The organism is Thermoanaerobacterium calidifontis (assembly GCF_055381745.1).
On the sequence record NZ_AP042436.1, the window covers coordinates 1,367,846 to 1,384,867 of the forward strand.

At 32.8% G+C, this 17,022-nt stretch carries 20 protein-coding genes; all 20 read right to left on the reverse strand.

Annotated elements, in window-relative coordinates:
- Nucleotides 1-20: 20 nt before the first annotated feature.
- Genes ACZ42G_RS07030 through ACZ42G_RS07125 form a run of 20 tightly spaced genes read right to left on the reverse strand, consistent with a single transcriptional unit; the run spans nt 21 to nt 17,022 of the window.
- Nucleotides 21-1,982 carry a chemotaxis protein CheA gene (locus ACZ42G_RS07030; protein WP_085111968.1) on the reverse strand — a complete coding sequence of 654 codons (1,962 nt, stop codon included), beginning with the start codon at nt 1,980-1,982 and terminating at the stop codon, nt 21-23.
- A 22-nt stretch (nt 1,983-2,004) separates the two neighbouring features.
- Complete coding sequence (locus tag ACZ42G_RS07035; protein WP_464849774.1) at nt 2,005-2,634, reverse strand: flagellar brake protein; 630 nt, start codon at nt 2,632-2,634, stop codon at nt 2,005-2,007.
- Nucleotides 2,627-3,484: a MinD/ParA family ATP-binding protein gene (locus tag ACZ42G_RS07040; protein ID WP_085111970.1), complete on the reverse strand. Its 858-nt coding sequence runs from the start codon at nt 3,482-3,484 to the stop codon at nt 2,627-2,629. The genes ACZ42G_RS07035 and ACZ42G_RS07040 overlap by 8 nt, the downstream gene beginning before the upstream one ends.
- 1 nt (nt 3,485) lies before the next feature.
- On the reverse strand, nt 3,486-4,499 hold the full coding sequence (locus ACZ42G_RS07045) for a flagellar biosynthesis protein FlhF (RefSeq protein ID WP_085111971.1): 1,014 nt from the start codon (nt 4,497-4,499) through the stop codon (nt 3,486-3,488).
- Complete coding sequence (gene flhA / locus ACZ42G_RS07050; RefSeq protein ID WP_085111972.1) at nt 4,489-6,510, reverse strand: flagellar biosynthesis protein FlhA; 2,022 nt, start codon at nt 6,508-6,510, stop codon at nt 4,489-4,491. Before flhA ends, ACZ42G_RS07045 begins: the two co-directional genes overlap by 11 nt.
- A gap of 10 nt (nt 6,511-6,520) precedes the next feature.
- Nucleotides 6,521-7,594: a flagellar biosynthesis protein FlhB gene (gene flhB / locus ACZ42G_RS07055; protein WP_143588961.1), complete on the reverse strand. Its 1,074-nt coding sequence runs from the start codon at nt 7,592-7,594 to the stop codon at nt 6,521-6,523.
- Between the two features lie 6 nt (nt 7,595-7,600).
- Entirely contained in the window at nt 7,601-8,383 is a 783-nt protein-coding gene (fliR, locus tag ACZ42G_RS07060; RefSeq protein ID WP_274892810.1) for a flagellar biosynthetic protein FliR, read from the reverse strand.
- 5 nt (nt 8,384-8,388) lie between these two features.
- Complete coding sequence (gene fliQ, locus ACZ42G_RS07065) at nt 8,389-8,658, reverse strand: flagellar biosynthesis protein FliQ (RefSeq protein ID WP_464849777.1); 270 nt, start codon at nt 8,656-8,658, stop codon at nt 8,389-8,391.
- 12 nt (nt 8,659-8,670) lie between these two features.
- Nucleotides 8,671-9,420: a flagellar type III secretion system pore protein FliP gene (fliP, locus tag ACZ42G_RS07070; protein WP_464849778.1), complete on the reverse strand. Its 750-nt coding sequence runs from the start codon at nt 9,418-9,420 to the stop codon at nt 8,671-8,673.
- The gene (locus ACZ42G_RS07075) at nt 9,398-9,781 is read right to left on the reverse strand and encodes a flagellar biosynthetic protein FliO (protein ID WP_464849779.1); all 384 of its coding nucleotides are present in this window, start codon (nt 9,779-9,781) and stop codon (nt 9,398-9,400) included. Before ACZ42G_RS07075 ends, fliP begins: the two co-directional genes overlap by 23 nt.
- 9 nt (nt 9,782-9,790) lie before the next feature.
- Nucleotides 9,791-10,150 (reverse strand): response regulator, encoded by a 360-nt coding sequence (locus ACZ42G_RS07080; RefSeq protein WP_085111975.1) that lies wholly within the window; start codon nt 10,148-10,150, stop codon nt 9,791-9,793.
- 18 nt (nt 10,151-10,168) lie between these two features.
- A complete protein-coding gene (gene fliY / locus ACZ42G_RS07085; protein WP_464849780.1) occupies nt 10,169-11,287 on the reverse strand; it encodes a flagellar motor switch phosphatase FliY in 1,119 nt (372 codons plus the stop codon).
- Entirely contained in the window at nt 11,280-12,269 is a 990-nt protein-coding gene (gene fliM / locus ACZ42G_RS07090) for a flagellar motor switch protein FliM (RefSeq protein WP_085111977.1), read from the reverse strand. The genes fliY and fliM overlap by 8 nt, the downstream gene beginning before the upstream one ends.
- A gap of 14 nt (nt 12,270-12,283) precedes the next feature.
- Nucleotides 12,284-12,682 carry a flagellar basal body-associated FliL family protein gene (locus tag ACZ42G_RS07095; RefSeq protein ID WP_013788096.1) on the reverse strand — a complete coding sequence of 133 codons (399 nt, stop codon included), beginning with the start codon at nt 12,680-12,682 and terminating at the stop codon, nt 12,284-12,286.
- 57 nt (nt 12,683-12,739) lie between these two features.
- Nucleotides 12,740-12,925, reverse strand: a complete 186-nt coding sequence (locus ACZ42G_RS07100) for a flagellar FlbD family protein (RefSeq protein ID WP_464849781.1) — start codon at nt 12,923-12,925, stop codon at nt 12,740-12,742.
- Nucleotides 12,926-12,962: 37 nt separating this feature from the next.
- Nucleotides 12,963-14,237, reverse strand: a complete 1,275-nt coding sequence (locus tag ACZ42G_RS07105) for a flagellar hook protein FlgE (RefSeq protein ID WP_085111979.1) — start codon at nt 14,235-14,237, stop codon at nt 12,963-12,965.
- Nucleotides 14,238-14,264: 27 nt separating this feature from the next.
- Nucleotides 14,265-14,669 (reverse strand): flagellar hook assembly protein FlgD, encoded by a 405-nt coding sequence (gene flgD / locus ACZ42G_RS07110; protein WP_085111980.1) that lies wholly within the window; start codon nt 14,667-14,669, stop codon nt 14,265-14,267.
- A 13-nt stretch (nt 14,670-14,682) separates the two neighbouring features.
- A complete protein-coding gene (locus ACZ42G_RS07115) occupies nt 14,683-15,987 on the reverse strand; it encodes a flagellar hook-length control protein FliK (protein WP_464852128.1) in 1,305 nt (434 codons plus the stop codon).
- A gap of 18 nt (nt 15,988-16,005) precedes the next feature.
- Nucleotides 16,006-16,587 carry a MotE family protein gene (locus ACZ42G_RS07120; protein WP_274892817.1) on the reverse strand — a complete coding sequence of 194 codons (582 nt, stop codon included), beginning with the start codon at nt 16,585-16,587 and terminating at the stop codon, nt 16,006-16,008.
- Between the two features lie 3 nt (nt 16,588-16,590).
- Entirely contained in the window at nt 16,591-17,022 is a 432-nt protein-coding gene (locus tag ACZ42G_RS07125) for a flagellar export protein FliJ (protein WP_464849783.1), read from the reverse strand.

Below are 17,022 nucleotides of genomic sequence, written 5' to 3' on the forward strand. Positions count from 1 at the left end.
TGTAACGCCTCCTTCTTCTCTTAAAATAAATTATTAGAATCTATGATTAAAGCCACTTGCCCGTCCCCCAATATTGTCGCGCCAGCAATTACTTTTACATTGCTTAAATATTTACCTAATGGTTTTATTACTATTTCCTGCTGCCCTATAAGTTCATCAACACTACATGCAGCCAAATTGTCGCCTTTTTTTATAATCACACATATAAACTCATCATTGTCTTCATTAGACTCAACATCTAAAACATTATGCAGCCTTATAAGTGGAATTACTTTGCCTCTATACATGACGACTTCCTTGCCCTGTACCAAATGTACTTCGCTTTTATTTTTGTTTACAATTTCCGATATTGAATTAAGTGGAAAAGCGTACTTTTCGTTTCCAACCATCACTAACAATGCCTGAATTATAGCCAAAGTCAATGGCAATTTTATTATAAATTTTGTCCCCTTATCTTTTTCCGTTTTGACTTCTATGGAACCGTTCAAAGATTCTATCTTATTTTTAACTACATCAAGTCCTACTCCTCTACCTGATATATCAGATATCTTGTCAGAAGTGCTGAATCCAGGTTCAAATAACAATTTTACTAATTTTTCGTTTGACAATTCATTAGCTTCCTCATCAGAAAGCATACCTTTTTCATAAGCTTTCTTTTTCACCTTTTCAAAATTAATACCAGAACCATCGTCACTTACTTCAATTATTACATTATTTCCTTCATGGTATGCCTTCAGATTTATAGTTCCAGTCTCCACCTTACCTTTCTTTATTCTCAATTCTGGTGTTTCTATACCATGATCTATAGAATTTCTTATTAAATGTACTAATGGATCACCTATTTCGTCTATTACAGTCCTATCAACTTCAGTATCCTGTCCAAACATGTTTAATGTGATTTTTTTATTCAGCTCTCGAGATAAATCCCTTACCATTCTTGGAAAACGGTTGAAAACTCTTTCCACTGGCACCATTCTTACCTTCATCACAGCATCATGAAGATTTGTAGTTATTCTCTCGAGATACTCAATCGTTGCAATAGTGTCAGGATTTTTTTCGTTTGATTCCAATCCTTCTAACCGCGTTTTTATTATTATCAATTCGCTTACTAAATTCATCAAATTGTCTAATCTTTCAATATCTACTCTAACGCTTTTATTTGTCTTATTATGCTTTATTTGATCGTCGTTATTTGTATTGGCCGTCTTTTCGAAGTTCTTATTATCTTTTATTTCTTTGGAATACAATATTTCTTCGATATTTATTTCCTTTATCTCTGATATTGCGGTTAATTTTGACTTTACAAAGTCTTTATCGTGTTTGCTAATCAAATGAACGGTAAATCTATCGTCAAATTTTTCATCTTCTATATCTTCTACTGAAGGCTTAGAATCTATAACATCGCCCAAATTGTCCAATGTATTAAATACTATAAAAGCTCTTGCAGACTTCATCACGCAATTTTTATCAATAACTACTTCAATACTATACGTTTTATAGCCCTGAGACGCTGCTTTTTCAATTATATCTTTCTCGTACAAATTCACTTCATTGCTGGCATAAGCTTTGGATTCTTCACTTTTATTGGTTACAGCAATTTCCTCATTTGAATTGCCATTCTCCAACAATTTAATCAAATTTTCAATGTCATATGCATCATTACCACTTTCAGATATTTTCCCAATCATAGAACTTAAAGCATCCATACATTTAAACAATACATCCATTAAATTACTGGAAACTTTCAAAGAATTATTTCTAATTTCTTGAAAAACATCTTCCATCTTATGAGTCAATTTTGTCATGTTTTCAAAGCCCATTGTGGCAGCCATTCCTTTTAGAGTATGGGCAGATCTAAATATTTCATCTACAATATGTGAATCTTCAGGATTTTTTTCAAGCTGAAGAAGATTTTCATTTAAGCTCTCAATGTGTTCTTCAGATTCCTCCAAAAATATCTCTAAGTATTGATTTGTATCCATTCTATTTTCCTCCTTTTTACAATCAAAAGTTTATCTGCTGTCTTTTTAATCGTCTTTGCTCTTTAAAAATAAATGATATTATCTTCTCTCTTATTCTATCTTGTATATCGACATATTGAGCGGCTATTTCATATCCATCATCAAAATAGTTACACCTTACCACTTTACATTTTTGGACCAATTCATCAGTTTCATCGCTTAACTTAACATAACAAATTATATCTGCCCCTACGTCTACTTTTTTCTTAACCTTTGCCCTAAATCCACCGCCACTTATATCTTTTATTACACCTTTTTCGAAAGACTCATCATCTTCATGCAGCTTATACTTAAATTCCATTATTTTTTCTAATCTAAAAAATTGTCTTCTTTGCAGTTTCTCTATATCAGTTACCCTTTTTAATTGTATAAACGACAAATTGTCGAAAAATCTATTTATTACTATCCCATCAAAAGTAAATAATCCATCCTTGTTAAAAAAAATCACATTAACTTTTGCGCCAATTCTTATTGGAACAAAGTGTCCATTATGTATCGGTGTTTCCACAAGCAGTGTACCATCCGCAGATACATCGTCAACTTTTGACACATATTTGTTGTTACTTTTGCCAATACTTATTTCGATCTTTTGCCCAGGCTTTATGTTAACCATTATTAATGCCTCCACCATTCAAAAACATTTTTTTAAATATTCCAAGAAGACCTTCTTTCTTTTTATCCGTCTTATAATTTGTAAGGACTTCGGCAATTCTCGCGATATCTTTTGAAGGCTTACTATGCTGATATTTTAGTACAACAGGAATTTGCATTTTTATACATTCGCTTATTTTAGCATCTTCATGTATAAAGCCAAGATCAATTATTGAAGCACCCAAAAAGTTAATAAGTGCATTGTTAAGCCTTTCATAAACAGAAACATATTCGTTCTGGTTAGCGACTTTATTAACTATTAAATACAAATTTTTATCGCTTAAGTCGTTAATTGTCTTAATAAGTATGTAAGCATCCATTATGGCAGTTGGCTCTGGTGTGGTTACGATTATCACATCATCTGACATATCTATAAAACTCTTTACAGTCTTGTTAACTCCAGCTCCAGTATCAACAATAATATAATCAAAATAATTATCTAATATTTTAATATTGTTAAAAAATACATTTAAATCTATATCGTCATTTACAAGATCAAAATTTCCTCCTGTTGAAATGAATTTTACCCCGACAGGTCCATCGTTTATAACGTCAATAATCTTTTTATTTCCATACAGCACATCGTACAATGTGTAATTAGATACGACTCCTAACTCTATCTCTGCATTGGAAAACCCTATATCAGCATCAACTATTAAAACTTTATACCCAATCTTTTTTAGCGCTATAGATAGATTAACTGAAATGCATGTTTTACCAGTTCCCCCTTTTCCACCTGTAACGGTTATGACTCTACATCTTTTTCCATTGTTTTGTTGAAATAGATACCTAAGCCTCTCCGCCTGATCCATGTTAATTCCCCTTTAAAATATTTTGTGCAATCATTTTGCTATCAGCTAAACTAATATCATCAGGTACCATCTGACCATTTGTCACGTATGATACAGATTTTTTTGAGTAGTATATTGAATTTAAAATAACACTATAATTATCTGTTTCATCTAACTTAGTAAAAAGAAGATTGTACTCATTTATAAAGTCGTACGATTTTATAATTTTTTTAATATCACTGTTTTTTGTAGCTGCGCTTAGGCAAAGATAAACTTCGTCATAGGTACCATATTGCAAAAAGGTTTTTAATTCCTGCATTTTCTTAGAATCAGTATGGCTTCTTCCAGCAGTATCAATCAAAACCACATCGTATTTGCTTATTTCACCTTCCAATCGATTTAAATCAAAAATATTGTTAACTACCATTACAGGCACACCTAAAATCTCACCGTAAATCTTTAATTGTTCTGCACCAGCAATTCTAAATATATCCGCAGTTATTAGCAGTACTTTTTTCTTTTCCCTTAAAATTAAATTAGAAGCAATTTTTGCAATCGTCGTCGTTTTACCGACACCTGTAGGTCCAATAAAAACAGCACGTTTTTTCTCGTTCAAGCCGGTTATTTTCTTTGGAGGCCCAATAAAATTTACAATTCTTTTTTGCAATGTCTCTAAATTATCATCCGAAATCTCATTTATGCCATCAGTCAGAATTTTCGACAATTTATCATCAACGCCTCTTGAAACAAGTTCATAGACTAGATCTTTTCTACTTTCATCCTTTATTTCATTATGTTTAAATTCTCTTAAAAGCGACTTGATTTCATACAAATCTTTAATAAACAGATCTCTTTCATCGATTTTATTTTCTTCTACTGCAGCTACAACTTCAACTTTCTTCTTTTTAAATAAACCTCTCAATCCTCTTTCTCTGTAACTGCTCTGTTGCAATATTACCGCATCGCTGCCCATTTCAGCTTTAATCAGTTTTAAAGCATCTTGATAATTATCTGCAATATATCGCTTAACTTTCACTTAGTTTCACCGTCCCTACAGAAAATACCTCTACATTAGGCAAAAGTTCATTGTACGATAAAACGACTATATCTTTCGAAATTTGCTCGATTAATTTACGCAAATAAAATCGTATAATTGGTGCTGTAAGTATAATTGGCTGTTCGCCCTTAATCGTAATCTTTTTTATGATGTTGTGTACAGCCTTCAATATTTTTTGCATTGAATCAGGCGGAAGCGCTAAATACGATCCATGCTCGGTCTGATTTATAGCGTTTTGTATTGACCTTTCAACTTCCGGATCTAATGTTATCACCTGGAGTTTACCGTCTTTTGCATACTTGTTTGTTATAGCTCTTTTTAATGATTGTCTTACATACTCTGTTAAAACATCGGTGTCTTTTGTAGTTGGCGCATAATCAGCTAAAGTTTCCAAAATAGTTACCATATCTCTAATCGAAATTTCCTCTCTTAGCAAGTTACACAAAACCTTCTCAATATCACCTATGCTTAATAATTTCGGCACAATTTCTTCAACCAAAGCTGGATTTGACAGCTTTATATTATCTAAAAGCTCTTTAACCTCCTGCCTTCCTAAAAGTTCATCTGAATGCCTCTTTATGATATTTGTAAGATGTGTAGAAATGACAGATGGAACATCGACTACTGTACATCCCAACATTTCAGCTTTTTGTTTTTCACTATCGTCAATCCATAATGCAGGCAATCCAAAAGCCGGTTCTCTCGTGCTTATACCCTTTATATCGCTGTTTATTTCGCCGACTTGCATACACAAATATTTATTTACATACACATCGCCTTTCCCTACTTCGTTGCCTCTTATTTTGATTATGTACTCGTTTGGTTTAAGCTGAATATTATCTCTCAACCTTACCATAGGCACCACTAAGCCTAAATCCAAAGCAATTTGCCTTCTAATCATCACAATTCTGTCTAATAATTCACTGCTGGCAATTGGAATCAACTCATATCCAAATTCCAGTTCAATTGGGTCCACTTGCAATAAGTCATAAGCTCTTTTAGGATCTCTAATTTCTTCCAATTCTTTCAAGTCGTCTTTTTTAACTTCATCATTTGCTAAATTTTTCTTTCTATTTGAAAATCCCAAATATGTAAATAGCGAACCTATTATAAGCAATGGAATGGCAGGGAGCATAGGAACGAATGCCATCAGCATGAGTAAGATACCAGTCATTTGTAAAACCCTCGGCTCTTTTATAAGCTGCATTATAACATCGTTTCCCATATTGGACTCTGATGCAGTCCTTGTGACTATGATGCCAGTAGCTGTTGATATTAAAAGAGCTGGAATCTGACTTACCAATCCATCACCAACAGTCAAAATCGTATAAGTATTTATGGCTTGATTTATATCCATGCCTTTAATAGTCATCCCAATGATTAATCCAGCAATTATATTTATTATCATGATTATGATTCCAACGATAGCATCTCCCTTTACAAATTTACTTGCACCATCCATTGAGCCAAAAAACTTTGCTTCTTCCTGAATTTTCTTCCTTCTTTCTTTTGCTTCTTTGTCGTTTATTATTCCAGCATTCAAATCTGCATCAATTGACATTTGTTTGCCTGGCATTGCGTCAAGAGTGAATCTTGCGGAAACTTCGGACACTCTTTCAGCGCCCTTTGTTATGACAATGAATTGTACAATTGCAATTATAATAAACACTATAAATCCTACTATGGGATTGTTGCCTATGACAAAGCTTCCAAATGCATGAATCACATTGCCTGCAAATCCAGACGTCAAAATCAATCGGGTAGAAGAAATATTAAGGGATAATCTCATCAAAGTCGTTATAAGCAATATTGATGGAAAAACAGAAAAATCCATAGCATCCTTAACATACATTGTCGTAAGCAGTATTATAATTGACAGTGATATATTTAAAATAAGCAAAAAATCCAATAATATAGATGGAACAGGAATGATTATTATTAAAACAATTCCTACGACAAATATTGCTGCAATTAAATCTGAAAATTTCAATATATCCCTCCTATTCTCCCCTCAAACTATATACATAAGCCAAAACTTCTGCAACTGCTTTATACAATTCAGGTGGTATGCTATCACCGATTTCCGTTGTTTTATACAAAGATTGAGCCAATGGTTTATTCTCAACAATCGCAATCGAATACTTAATTGCTTCTTCTTTTATTTTCTGAGCTATATAATCTTGTCCTTTTGCTACGACAACAGGTGCATCATTAATTTCGCTATCATACATTAAAGCTACTGCAATGTGAGTAGGGTTTGTTATGACGACATCGGCTTTTTTTATGTTTTGCATCATCCTCCTCATGGAAATTTGTCTTTGTTTCTTTCTAATTTCTGATTTTATCTGAGGGTTCCCTTCAGTTTCCTTAAATTCCTCTTTGATGTCTTCTTTACTCATTCTAAGGTTTGATTCATATTCTCTCCACTGATATACGTAATCTATTGCCCCTAAAACTACCAATACTAAGGAGATCCTCAACAATATGCCGGCAAATATGTTCATATTGTATTTAATAAGATCTTGCACAGACATATCTAAAAGCTGTGGTATGCCCTTATACTGACCTATCAAAAATGAATACATTACGTATGCCAATATGCTAATTTTAATGATTGATTTTACAAGTTCTAATAAACTCCTTTTAGAAAACATCCTTTTTAAACCATCAAGAGGATTTAATCTTTCTAATTTAAAATTCAAAGTCTCTAAAGTAAACACAAATCCAACTTGCGCATAAGTTGATATAAGGGCTATTATAAATACCGTTGCAATGGTTGGCAAAATCAGCTTTATAAAAACAGAAAACACCATCTCAAACAGCTTGTATATTCCATTAATCGTAAATACATTATCACTGGCACCACCATAATTTAAAAAAAGAAATTTGATTAAATTCATGATTTCAGCAATGCTATTTTGCACTGTAAAATATATAACAAGAAAACCTGCTATTGTTACAAGTGCCGAAGTAACTTCTCTACTTTGAAATACTTGTCCTTTTTTCCTTGCGTCTTGCCTTCTTTTGGGTGTTGCCGGTTCTGTTTTTTCACCTGCAAAAATTTGTAGCTTCAATTCATGTCATCCTTTGACAATTGATTTAAAAAGTGCAAATATATCTGAGTACATTCCATTAAACAAGACGTCAATAATTGCTAAATACATCGGCAGCATAATAAACAACGTAAAAATACCAACGAATATTTTTATAGGCATACCTATCATAAATACATTTAATTGCGGTATTGTCCTTGATATTATGCTTAAAGTTATATCTGTAAGCAAAGTTGACACGACAATGGGTGCGCTTATTCTAAATCCTAAGACAAACATATCCGATACAATTTTTGTAATGACTGTATTAATGCTTTCTAAATGTAAAAACGGCGTACCTACAGGTATCATACTATAGCTTTGAAAAAGCAACTGAAAAAGCTTATGATGGCCGTCTATAAGTAAAAACAATAGTAATGTAAGTATATATACAAAATTTCCAATTAAGGGCACCTGCGTTTCTTCACCAGCCGCCAAAACATTGACAATGCTAAAGCCTAATTGGTAATCTATTATTTGTCCAGCTAAATATATAGCGCTAAATGAAATCATAGAAGACAAACCAATCAATAAGCCAATCAGAAACTCATTAAAAACAATTTCAACGTATTGATATAAATTATTTGCATCAATTTTCACATTTACTAATTCAAAAATCATTATTGATGTAAAAAAAGCAAGCCCTATCTTAAACGTGGAAGGCAATGTTTTTGTCCCAAAAAGCGGTGTCAATATAAAGATTCCCAGCATTCTAACAAATACTATTAAAAAGTACTGTACATTGTTTAAAATATAATAACTTAACTCCATATTATCTACCTGATGAAACTATTAATATTTAATATTAATTTTTGAGTGTAATTAATAAGTACCGTAAGCATCCATGGACCAAACAATGTAATAGATGCAAATATTGCTAAAATTTTCGGCACAAATGTCAACGTCTGTTCTTGAATTTGAGTTGTGGCCTGAAAAATACTTATTATTAATCCTACAAGCAATGATATAATTAGAAGTGGCGCAGAAACCATCATGGTCACCATTAATGCCTCTCTGCCTATATCAAGTACTAATCCCGGATCCATCTATTAACCCCCTTATCTAAAACCAATTACTAAAGACTTGGCCAAAATATTCCATCCATCCACCAGTATGAAAAGCAAAAGTTTAAATGGCAAGGATATAAGTACAGGTGGCAACATGAACATCCCCATCGACATCAATACACTGGCAACAACCATGTCTATGATTAAGAATGGTATGTATATGATAAATCCAATTTCAAATGCTGTTTTCAACTCACTTATTATGAATGATGGTATGACTACTCGCAAAGGAACATCATTTACACTTTTTACTTTCAACTTTGACAAACTGATAAACAAATTTAAGTCATTTTTCCTGGTCTGCTTAAGCATAAAGCTTTTCAACGGTTCTCTTGCTTTAACATAAGCTTCTTGTGGTGTTATTTTTCCTTGCATATATGGCTGAATAGAATCTTTATTTATTTGTGCACCAACTGGTGCCATTATAAAAAACGTCAAAAACAAAGCCAGACCAATCAAAACCTGATTTGGAGGCATTTGCTGCAGACCTAAGGCGTTTCTTAAAAATGATAAAACCACAATTATCCTTGTAAAAGAAGTCATCATTATAAGTATTGATGGCGCTAATGTCAATACAGTCAAAAGAAGAACTATTTGGATGCTTGATGCAACTTCATTAGAAGTCGATGGAGCATTGATCGTTATTAAAGATGAAGCGTTATTTGGAGCTGCATATGCATTTTGTGTCAATAAAATTGGCAATACAAGCACCAACCAACTAAATTTTTTTATCTTTATCATGTTCATTACCACCTAGATTTTTAATTGACAATCTCCTTAAATTGTTTAATGAAATATTTAAACTTTGCCCAAAGTTAAAACTTTTATCTTTTATTTTTAAGTCTTTTCCGTTTAAAGTTTTTATGTAAACAATAGAATCACCTGTAGCACTAAAAAGCATGTATTCATTGCAAACTTTAATTATATATAAGTTTTTATCCTTGCCTAAAGCCAGATGATCGACAATGTCAAAATTTTCTCCTTTGTACATATTAAACGCTTTTTTATTTAAAAACAAAGTTACATAATAAGCTAAAAACACGACTAAAATAAATATCAAAAGAAATGCTACGGCTTCAATAAACAGGTTATCGCTGGACATCCAAATTCCTCATTTCAACATTTTCTTGACGGCTTCTATGACTCTATCTGGTTGAAACGGCTTTACTATAAAATCTTTTGCACCTGCTTGTATTGCTTCTATAACCATTGCTTGCTGTCCCATAGCTGAACACATGACTACTTTTGCATTCGGATCCTTTTTAACTATTTGCCTTACAGCTTGGATGCCATCCATTTCTGGCATTGTAATATCCATAAGCACTAAATCAGGTTTCTCTTGACTGTACTTTTCTACGGCTACAGATCCATCTTCTGCTTCAATTACAGTGCCAAGATTGTTTTTAGTTATTATATCTTTTATCATCATCCTCATAAAAGCTGCATCATCTACAATCATTATTTTGCTCATGACCAAATCCTCCTCGTATTATAATGAATTTATTCTTTTGCTTTGTTTTACTATATCAAGTATTCTGACGCCGAAGTTCTCATCTATTACTACTACTTCACCTTTCGCAATAAATTTCCCATTAACTAATATATCTACAGGTTCGCCAGCTAATTTGTCAAGCTCAATTATAGAGCCTTCATTAAGTTCTAGTATATCTTTTATTAATTTTCTCGTACGTCCCAACTCAACAGTAACAGTTAGTGGAATATCCATAATAAGGTTTATATTTTCTTTTTCTGAAACTGTCTGTTCATCAGCGTCAAGCTCTTTAAAGACGACTGGCTTCACATCGACCTTTCTACTTTTTGGCTGGCTTATTTGCTCTTCATGTCTAATTTCTTCATTGAAATCATTCTTTATTCCTTCAGTACCAGTATTTATTATATCATCATCATTAACATCTTGAAAAGAACCTTTTGGAGAATTTTCTACATTTTTTGACATCACCTGCTCGACAAGCTTTTTAGCAAATGAAATAGGAATCAATTGCATGATTTCACTGTCAATTATATCTCCAACCACCATCTTAAACGCAACCTTGACTATATCTTCTTCAGGAAATGAGATGTCTCCTGGCAATCCTTTGTTAAAATCCACGATAAAAGCTTTTGGCGGCGAAATATTTATGCTTTCGCCAATGAGTGTAGACAGCGAAGTCGATGCAGAACCAATCATCTGATTCATTGCTTCTCCAATAGCACTCAAATGAAGTTCTGTTATCTCGCCTTCAGTGACATTCCCATCACCACCCATCATTAAATCAGTGATGCGAAGTACATCTTGCTCCTTTAAAATTAAAAGATTGTTGCCTTTAATGCCTTCTGTATACTCCACTTCAACAGCAACGTATGGTATATTGAACTCTTTCTTTAAGCTCTCCCAGTTAACAATGCTGACTTTAGGCGTTGTTATGGTTACTTTGTTTCTGAGAAGCGTAAACAAAGTTGTTGCAGACGTTCCAAAGCTAATATTTCCTATCTCACCTAAAACATCTTGTTCTTCTTCAGTTAGAATTACATCACTTTTGCTATTTTCTACACCAGCCATACCACTTAATAATGCATTAATTTCATCTTGTGATAAAATATCACTCATCCGCATCATCTCCTTCGCTGCAAATCTCAGTTATTTGAACGCAGTATTTCTTGTTTCTAATCCCTGGAACACCTAAAAACTTCGTTTCATCGTTTATCTTTACTTCAATAGGATCTTTATACCGTTTATTTATCTCAATTACATCGCCTTTATCAAAGCTTAACAAATCTCTAACCGTTATCTTTGATGTACCTATGACAACTTTTAAAGGAACATATGTATTAGATATTTTATCTTTAATTATTCCTATATCACACGTCTGCTTTTCTGCATTAGAGAACCATGTCTTTGTAGTAAGCAACGGCAGTATAGGAACAATCGTTATATGTGGCAGGCAAAAATTTATCAGCCCTTCATTATCATTTATTTTTAAAGACATTGTACACAATGCTACAGTTTCATTAGGAGAAATTACTTGCGTAAATTGAGAATTGGTTTCTATTCTCGTTATCTCTGGGTTGAGCTCTGTAACATTGCTCCACGCATCTTTTATCAGTGGCAACAATTGCGTTGTTATTCTCGTTAAAAGTCCCATCTCAATTTCAGTATAATCTCTTTGCACAATTTCAGATGCACCAATACCACCTAATATTTTATCTATTATTGTAAATGTTGTATTATTGTTGTACTCAAGTATTATTGGTCCTTCCAGCGGCTTTGCATCAATAACGGCTATGAATACTGGATTTGTCAATGAATTGCTAAACTCATAATATGTTATCTGTTCCACAGACACTATTGATACTTGAACTAATGTCCTTAAATAACCAGATAAAAACGTCGTAAAACTTCTCGACATATTTTCAAATATCATTTGGAGAGTTCTTAATTGTTCCTTTGAAAATTTATTAGGTCTACGAAAGTCATAAGGTTTAACTTTTGCTTCTTGCTGACTTTCTTCTATCTCTTTTACATCAAATTCTCCTGAATTCATTGCTTTTAATAATTCATCGATTTCGCTTTGTGACAGTATGTCAGCCATAGAACTCTCCTCCCTTATTGAACTATGAAATCATCAAAATAAACGTTCGTTATCTTGTCGGCTCCTAATATTTTATTGATTTGACTCTTTATTTGATTCTGCAGCTTAGCTTGTCCTTCAGAACCTTCTAAATCTTGAGCAGTTTCATTTCTCAAAATTTGAATTATTGCATCCCTTATTTTCGGATTTTGATCGCTTAATTCTTTTAATACATTTTTATCGGTAACCTCTAATTCAATACCAGCCTTGATAAATTTATCGTCTCCCTTTAAGTTTGTAATAAACTCGCTGCCAGGAGAATAGTTATAATAAACAATTTTAGCTGGTTTTGAGTTGTAATTAAAAAAGAAAAATGCACTTCCAAAAGCTATGATAACTACTAATAAAATTATTATTATGATGTTATTTTTCATGACAACACCTCTGCTATATTTAAAAAATGATCTTAAGCCTTTCCTAAATGCAAAAATTTAACTAGACATGATTTTGCGTTTATACTCTATGACTTTTCTTATAATATCATCTTTTTTTTCTTTCACGACAACTTTTTTCCCGCTAATCAAACTTATAACGGTGTCCGGCGTCTCCTCAATAAATTCTATCATATCGGCATTGACGACGAATTCATCTCCATTTAGTTTTGTAACGCTTATCACTTATCAATCCCTCTTAACACATTAAAAATAAATCAAACTACCTTTTTAAGTTTACCAAATCTTGCAATATTTCATCAGATGTAGTTATTACCTTTGCATTTGCTTCAAAACCTCTTTGAGTCGTAATCATGTTAGCAAATTCATTTGCAAGATCCACGTTTGACATTTCAAGTGTTCCTGGATTTATGGTACCTCTTGTCCCTGTATTTGCAGCACCTATCATTGGATCACCGGAGTTAACTGTATTTATAAACATTGTATTTCCTACTTTCTCCAATCCCTGCGTGTTTTGGAAATCAGCCAACGCTATTTGCCCGATCACTTGGGTTCTGCCATTTGAATATATACCACTTACAACACCATATTGATCGATATTTATGCTTTCAATCGAACCTGCAGAATTGCCATCTTTGCTTAATTCTCTTATATCTGTCGGATTAGAATACATAGTAAGCTTAGAAAGATCTACAGTAATATTTGTTCCATCTCCCAATGTAGCATTTGTATTTGTTATTGGAAGTGATGATACGCCTACTGTAAATATCCCTACAGGAGAAGCTGGTGGAGCCGGCTGCTGTATTACACCACTTGAATCGAATGTAATTGTCCCTATTGTGACAGGTGTGGACAAGTTAGTGCCATCAAAATTTGTTATTGTGGCATTCCAATTTCCAGCATTGTCTTGCTTAGTAAACTGAATTGTTGCAACATGGCTTCCACCTTGTGAATCATAGATTGTAACATTATAGCTAACTGAGCTTCCGACACTTGTACCTGCATCAAGATTGCCACCTAACTGGATCGTTTTAGTAGAAGCTGGTGATGTACTTGACCAATTTTTAATGCTTATGGGCGACAAATTTCCAGTATCTGTGTTTACCGTTTTCCCATCTTGGGATATCCACCCCATTACTTTATATCCATCAGGCGTTACAAGATCCCCATTTGAATCAAATGAGAAATTTCCAGCTCTCGTATATAAATTTGCACCACCATTGTTCACTATAAAAAAGCCATTGCCATCTATAGACAAATCTGTCGGGTTGTCAGTTCTCTGAGAACCACCATTTGTAAACAGCGTATCAATAGATGCTATAGCGACACCTAGCCCGATTTGCTGAGGGTTTGTACCTCCTCCATTATCTTGCGGCGCAGAAGCACCTTTTATCGTTTGGTTAAATATCTCTTTAAATGTCATTCTGCTGGCTTTAAACCCTACGGTATTTACATTAGCAATGTTGTTGCCTATTACATCCATCTCGGCTTGGTTCGCTTTAAGTCCTGAAACTGCTGAATACATCGACCTTAACATGATCTTTCCTCCTTAAAATTATTTTAATTAGTCGGATACAGAAGTTACAGAATCCAATGACACATCAGTTCCATTGATTTCTAAATACAAGTTGCTGCCATCAAATTTCACTGAATCAACTTTCCCTGTGACGGTAGAACTGGAACCATTTGAATCCACACTTGCCGTAACCGTCTTCCCTAATAAACTATAAGCTTTAACAGCACTAAAACTTTCATTTAGATTTTGCATTTGCTCTAATGCTGAAAATTGTGCCATTTGAGCTATAAACTCTTTGTCATCCATCGGATTTAAAGGATCTTGGTTCTCCAATTGAGTAACAAGCAACTGCAAAAATTGATCTTTGCCTAATTCGGAATTTGGATTAGTAACTTTAGTTCCATCAGTATATGTATTAATATAACTATTATCATAATTTGTATTTATTGCCATGATATCACCTCCTTCAAACAACAACATCTACATGATCGTTAGATATGCTATTTAATGTTGAATAAGTTTGCGTTTGAAAATCCGCGTCATCGTAATCTTCATAATTAATGCGCATCTTGCTATTGTTAGGACTTTTATATTTTTGACTGCTATCCTCTTGTCCACTGTACTGAGATGCAAATTGCATATTTCTGTCTATCAAAACATTGAAACTATCTATTTTTATGCCCTTTGATTCAAGCTGATTATTTAATATGTTTAAATTTGCCTCAATCTGGTGTTTCACTTTTTCATTATCAGTTAAAATGTTAGCCGTCAAACTACCATCTACAGATTTTATGTTGATTTCTAAATTTCCTAAAAAATCCGGCTTAAGCTGAATTTTTATATTTGACTCTGTTTCTGTTTTAGTTATATTGACGTTTTTAACAATTTGATCGATTATATCATTTATTTGCACGCTGTTTTTAGAATCTATATTACCCTCTAAAGCTGCTGCCTGTTTGTTTTGAACAGTATTAAAAGCGATCAAATTGTCACTCTTTGCTTCCATCAATTTACTGTCATTTATTTGCTGAGATGTATTATCTAATTTTTTAGACAATGCTTTGTTACTTATTTCTAAATTAGCATCCTTTTGAGTTCCATTTAAATTATCATTTTGACTTTGATTTTCATTTTGTGATAAATTGCCATTTTTAACTTCTACTTTTGTATCGACAACCATTTTAGAATCATATGCATTTGTACTGGATTTTGCATTTCCATTGTCATTAATGGTTGTCAACTGTTTTTGTATATCAACATCACCTGAACTCTGATTTGATTTATTTATTACATCATCTTTAGCTGTATTGTTAACATCCAACGTAATAACATCAGATTTCATTTTAGATAAATCAACATTTTTTAACGCTTTTAAAACTTCATTAGCGTCAATGTTTAAGTTATATTTATCATTCAAAGTTTTTGTAATAATTTCTGCCAATTTGCTTAAGTTTATTTTAGCCCCATTTTGACTTGTAATCATATTATTTAACTGATTTAATATGCTTTCTTTCAGAGATTCCAAATTATCTTGATTTGCTGATAAATTTAAATTGAAACTATTATTTATCAAATTTAAAATCATTGCTATCATATCTGATATTTGTTTGTCATCTAAAGGTGCACTTCCATCGACATTTTTTCCGTCGCTTTTGATTGCGCTATTTTTGATATTTTTGATAATGTCTTTGAAATCTGAAACTTTTTTGTTTAGCATTTTACCATTATTTTTTAGCTGTACAGAACTATTTAAGATGTTCATTACCTGCATCACTCTATCATCTCCTCTCTATGGGGAACTGGAAGCATTTGCATAAAGTATCTTCGTTATATCAGCCGCCTTTTTAGGATCCAACTGTTCAAGTATCTTAGATGCGTTATCTTTATTCATATTGCTTAAAATGCCTATTAAAACATTGTTGTCCGTTATTTGATTCAATATGTTAGCAGCATTATCAGGATCCATGCTTTCATAATACGTAGCTAATGTCTTTAAATCCGTTTTTTTTGTGTTTGACTGCGCTTTTAAGCCATTTATCTCATCTTGCTGTTTTTGAAGTTGCGACTGCAAATCTTCAATAGTTTTTTCTTTATCGCTTAAGGCAGATTGAACGCTTTGCAATTCTTTTTGCTTTATGCTAAGCTCTTCATTTAATTTTTTTATTTCATCTGCGTAATTAGTCGCAGGTTTGACCTGAATTAGGCCTTTTAACACAGGCACATTGCTTAAAATTTTTAATGTATGATTGCTGATTCCACCAATATTAAAATAAAACAACAAACCGACTAATAAAACTACAAATAATACAATAAATACAACTATAAATAGTCGCAATGGGCTTCTTCCGTTTATGGATTCTTCTTTTTCCATCGATTAACCTCCTAAAGTAGACCTGGCTGTTTTGTACGATATCTGTTCATCGATCATCAAATTTTGTTCTATCACCGTTTGATACTTGTACTCTTCATATTTCTTTTCTTTCAGGCTTTCCAAGGCTTCTTTTTCCTTGCTAACTTCCATCAGATTATGCCTCTCTTTTTCGATTTCTTCTTCTATCTCTTTTAGAATGGCTTTTTGCTGATTGTATTTTTCGTAAAGAGATTCTATGTACAAATTAAATTGTCTTAAATTCATTGCTGAAGTGCCTAACGCCTTATTTTCTTCACTTTCTTTCGTTGTTTTTTCTATTATATTTATAATTTCAATTAATTTATTTTTTTGAACTTCGTATTTTGAAATCAAAATTGCCATTTTTTCCTTTTCCATCTTTTGCCTTTGCTCTTTTATATTTAAAACTGTCTCCAA

Coding starts and splice junctions, on each gene's coding strand:
- ACZ42G_RS07115 (WP_464852128.1), bottom strand. CDS start 15,987: ATGCAGGTAATGAACATCTTAAATAGTTCTGTACAGCTAAAAAATAAT.
- ACZ42G_RS07075 (WP_464849779.1), bottom strand. CDS start 9,781: ATGTCCAGCGATAACCTGTTTATTGAAGCCGTAGCATTTCTTTTGATA.
- ACZ42G_RS07105 (WP_085111979.1), bottom strand. CDS start 14,237: ATGTTAAGGTCGATGTATTCAGCAGTTTCAGGACTTAAAGCGAACCAA.
- fliY (WP_464849780.1), bottom strand. CDS start 11,287: ATGAGTGATATTTTATCACAAGATGAAATTAATGCATTATTAAGTGGT.
- ACZ42G_RS07035 (WP_464849774.1), bottom strand. CDS start 2,634: ATGGTTAACATAAAGCCTGGGCAAAAGATCGAAATAAGTATTGGCAAA.
- ACZ42G_RS07120 (WP_274892817.1), bottom strand. CDS start 16,587: ATGGAAAAAGAAGAATCCATAAACGGAAGAAGCCCATTGCGACTATTT.
- ACZ42G_RS07080 (WP_085111975.1), bottom strand. CDS start 10,150: ATGAGCAAAATAATGATTGTAGATGATGCAGCTTTTATGAGGATGATG.
- fliM (WP_085111977.1), bottom strand. CDS start 12,269: ATGGCTGACATACTGTCACAAAGCGAAATCGATGAATTATTAAAAGCA.
- fliP (WP_464849778.1), bottom strand. CDS start 9,420: ATGATAAAGATAAAAAAATTTAGTTGGTTGGTGCTTGTATTGCCAATT.
- fliR (WP_274892810.1), bottom strand. CDS start 8,383: ATGGAGTTAAGTTATTATATTTTAAACAATGTACAGTACTTTTTAATA.
- flgD (WP_085111980.1), bottom strand. CDS start 14,669: ATGGCAATAAATACAAATTATGATAATAGTTATATTAATACATATACT.
- fliQ (WP_464849777.1), bottom strand. CDS start 8,658: ATGGATCCGGGATTAGTACTTGATATAGGCAGAGAGGCATTAATGGTG.
- ACZ42G_RS07040 (WP_085111970.1), bottom strand. CDS start 3,484: ATGGATCAGGCGGAGAGGCTTAGGTATCTATTTCAACAAAACAATGGA.
- ACZ42G_RS07030 (WP_085111968.1), bottom strand. CDS start 1,982: ATGGATACAAATCAATACTTAGAGATATTTTTGGAGGAATCTGAAGAA.
- ACZ42G_RS07095 (WP_013788096.1), bottom strand. CDS start 12,682: ATGAAAAATAACATCATAATAATAATTTTATTAGTAGTTATCATAGCT.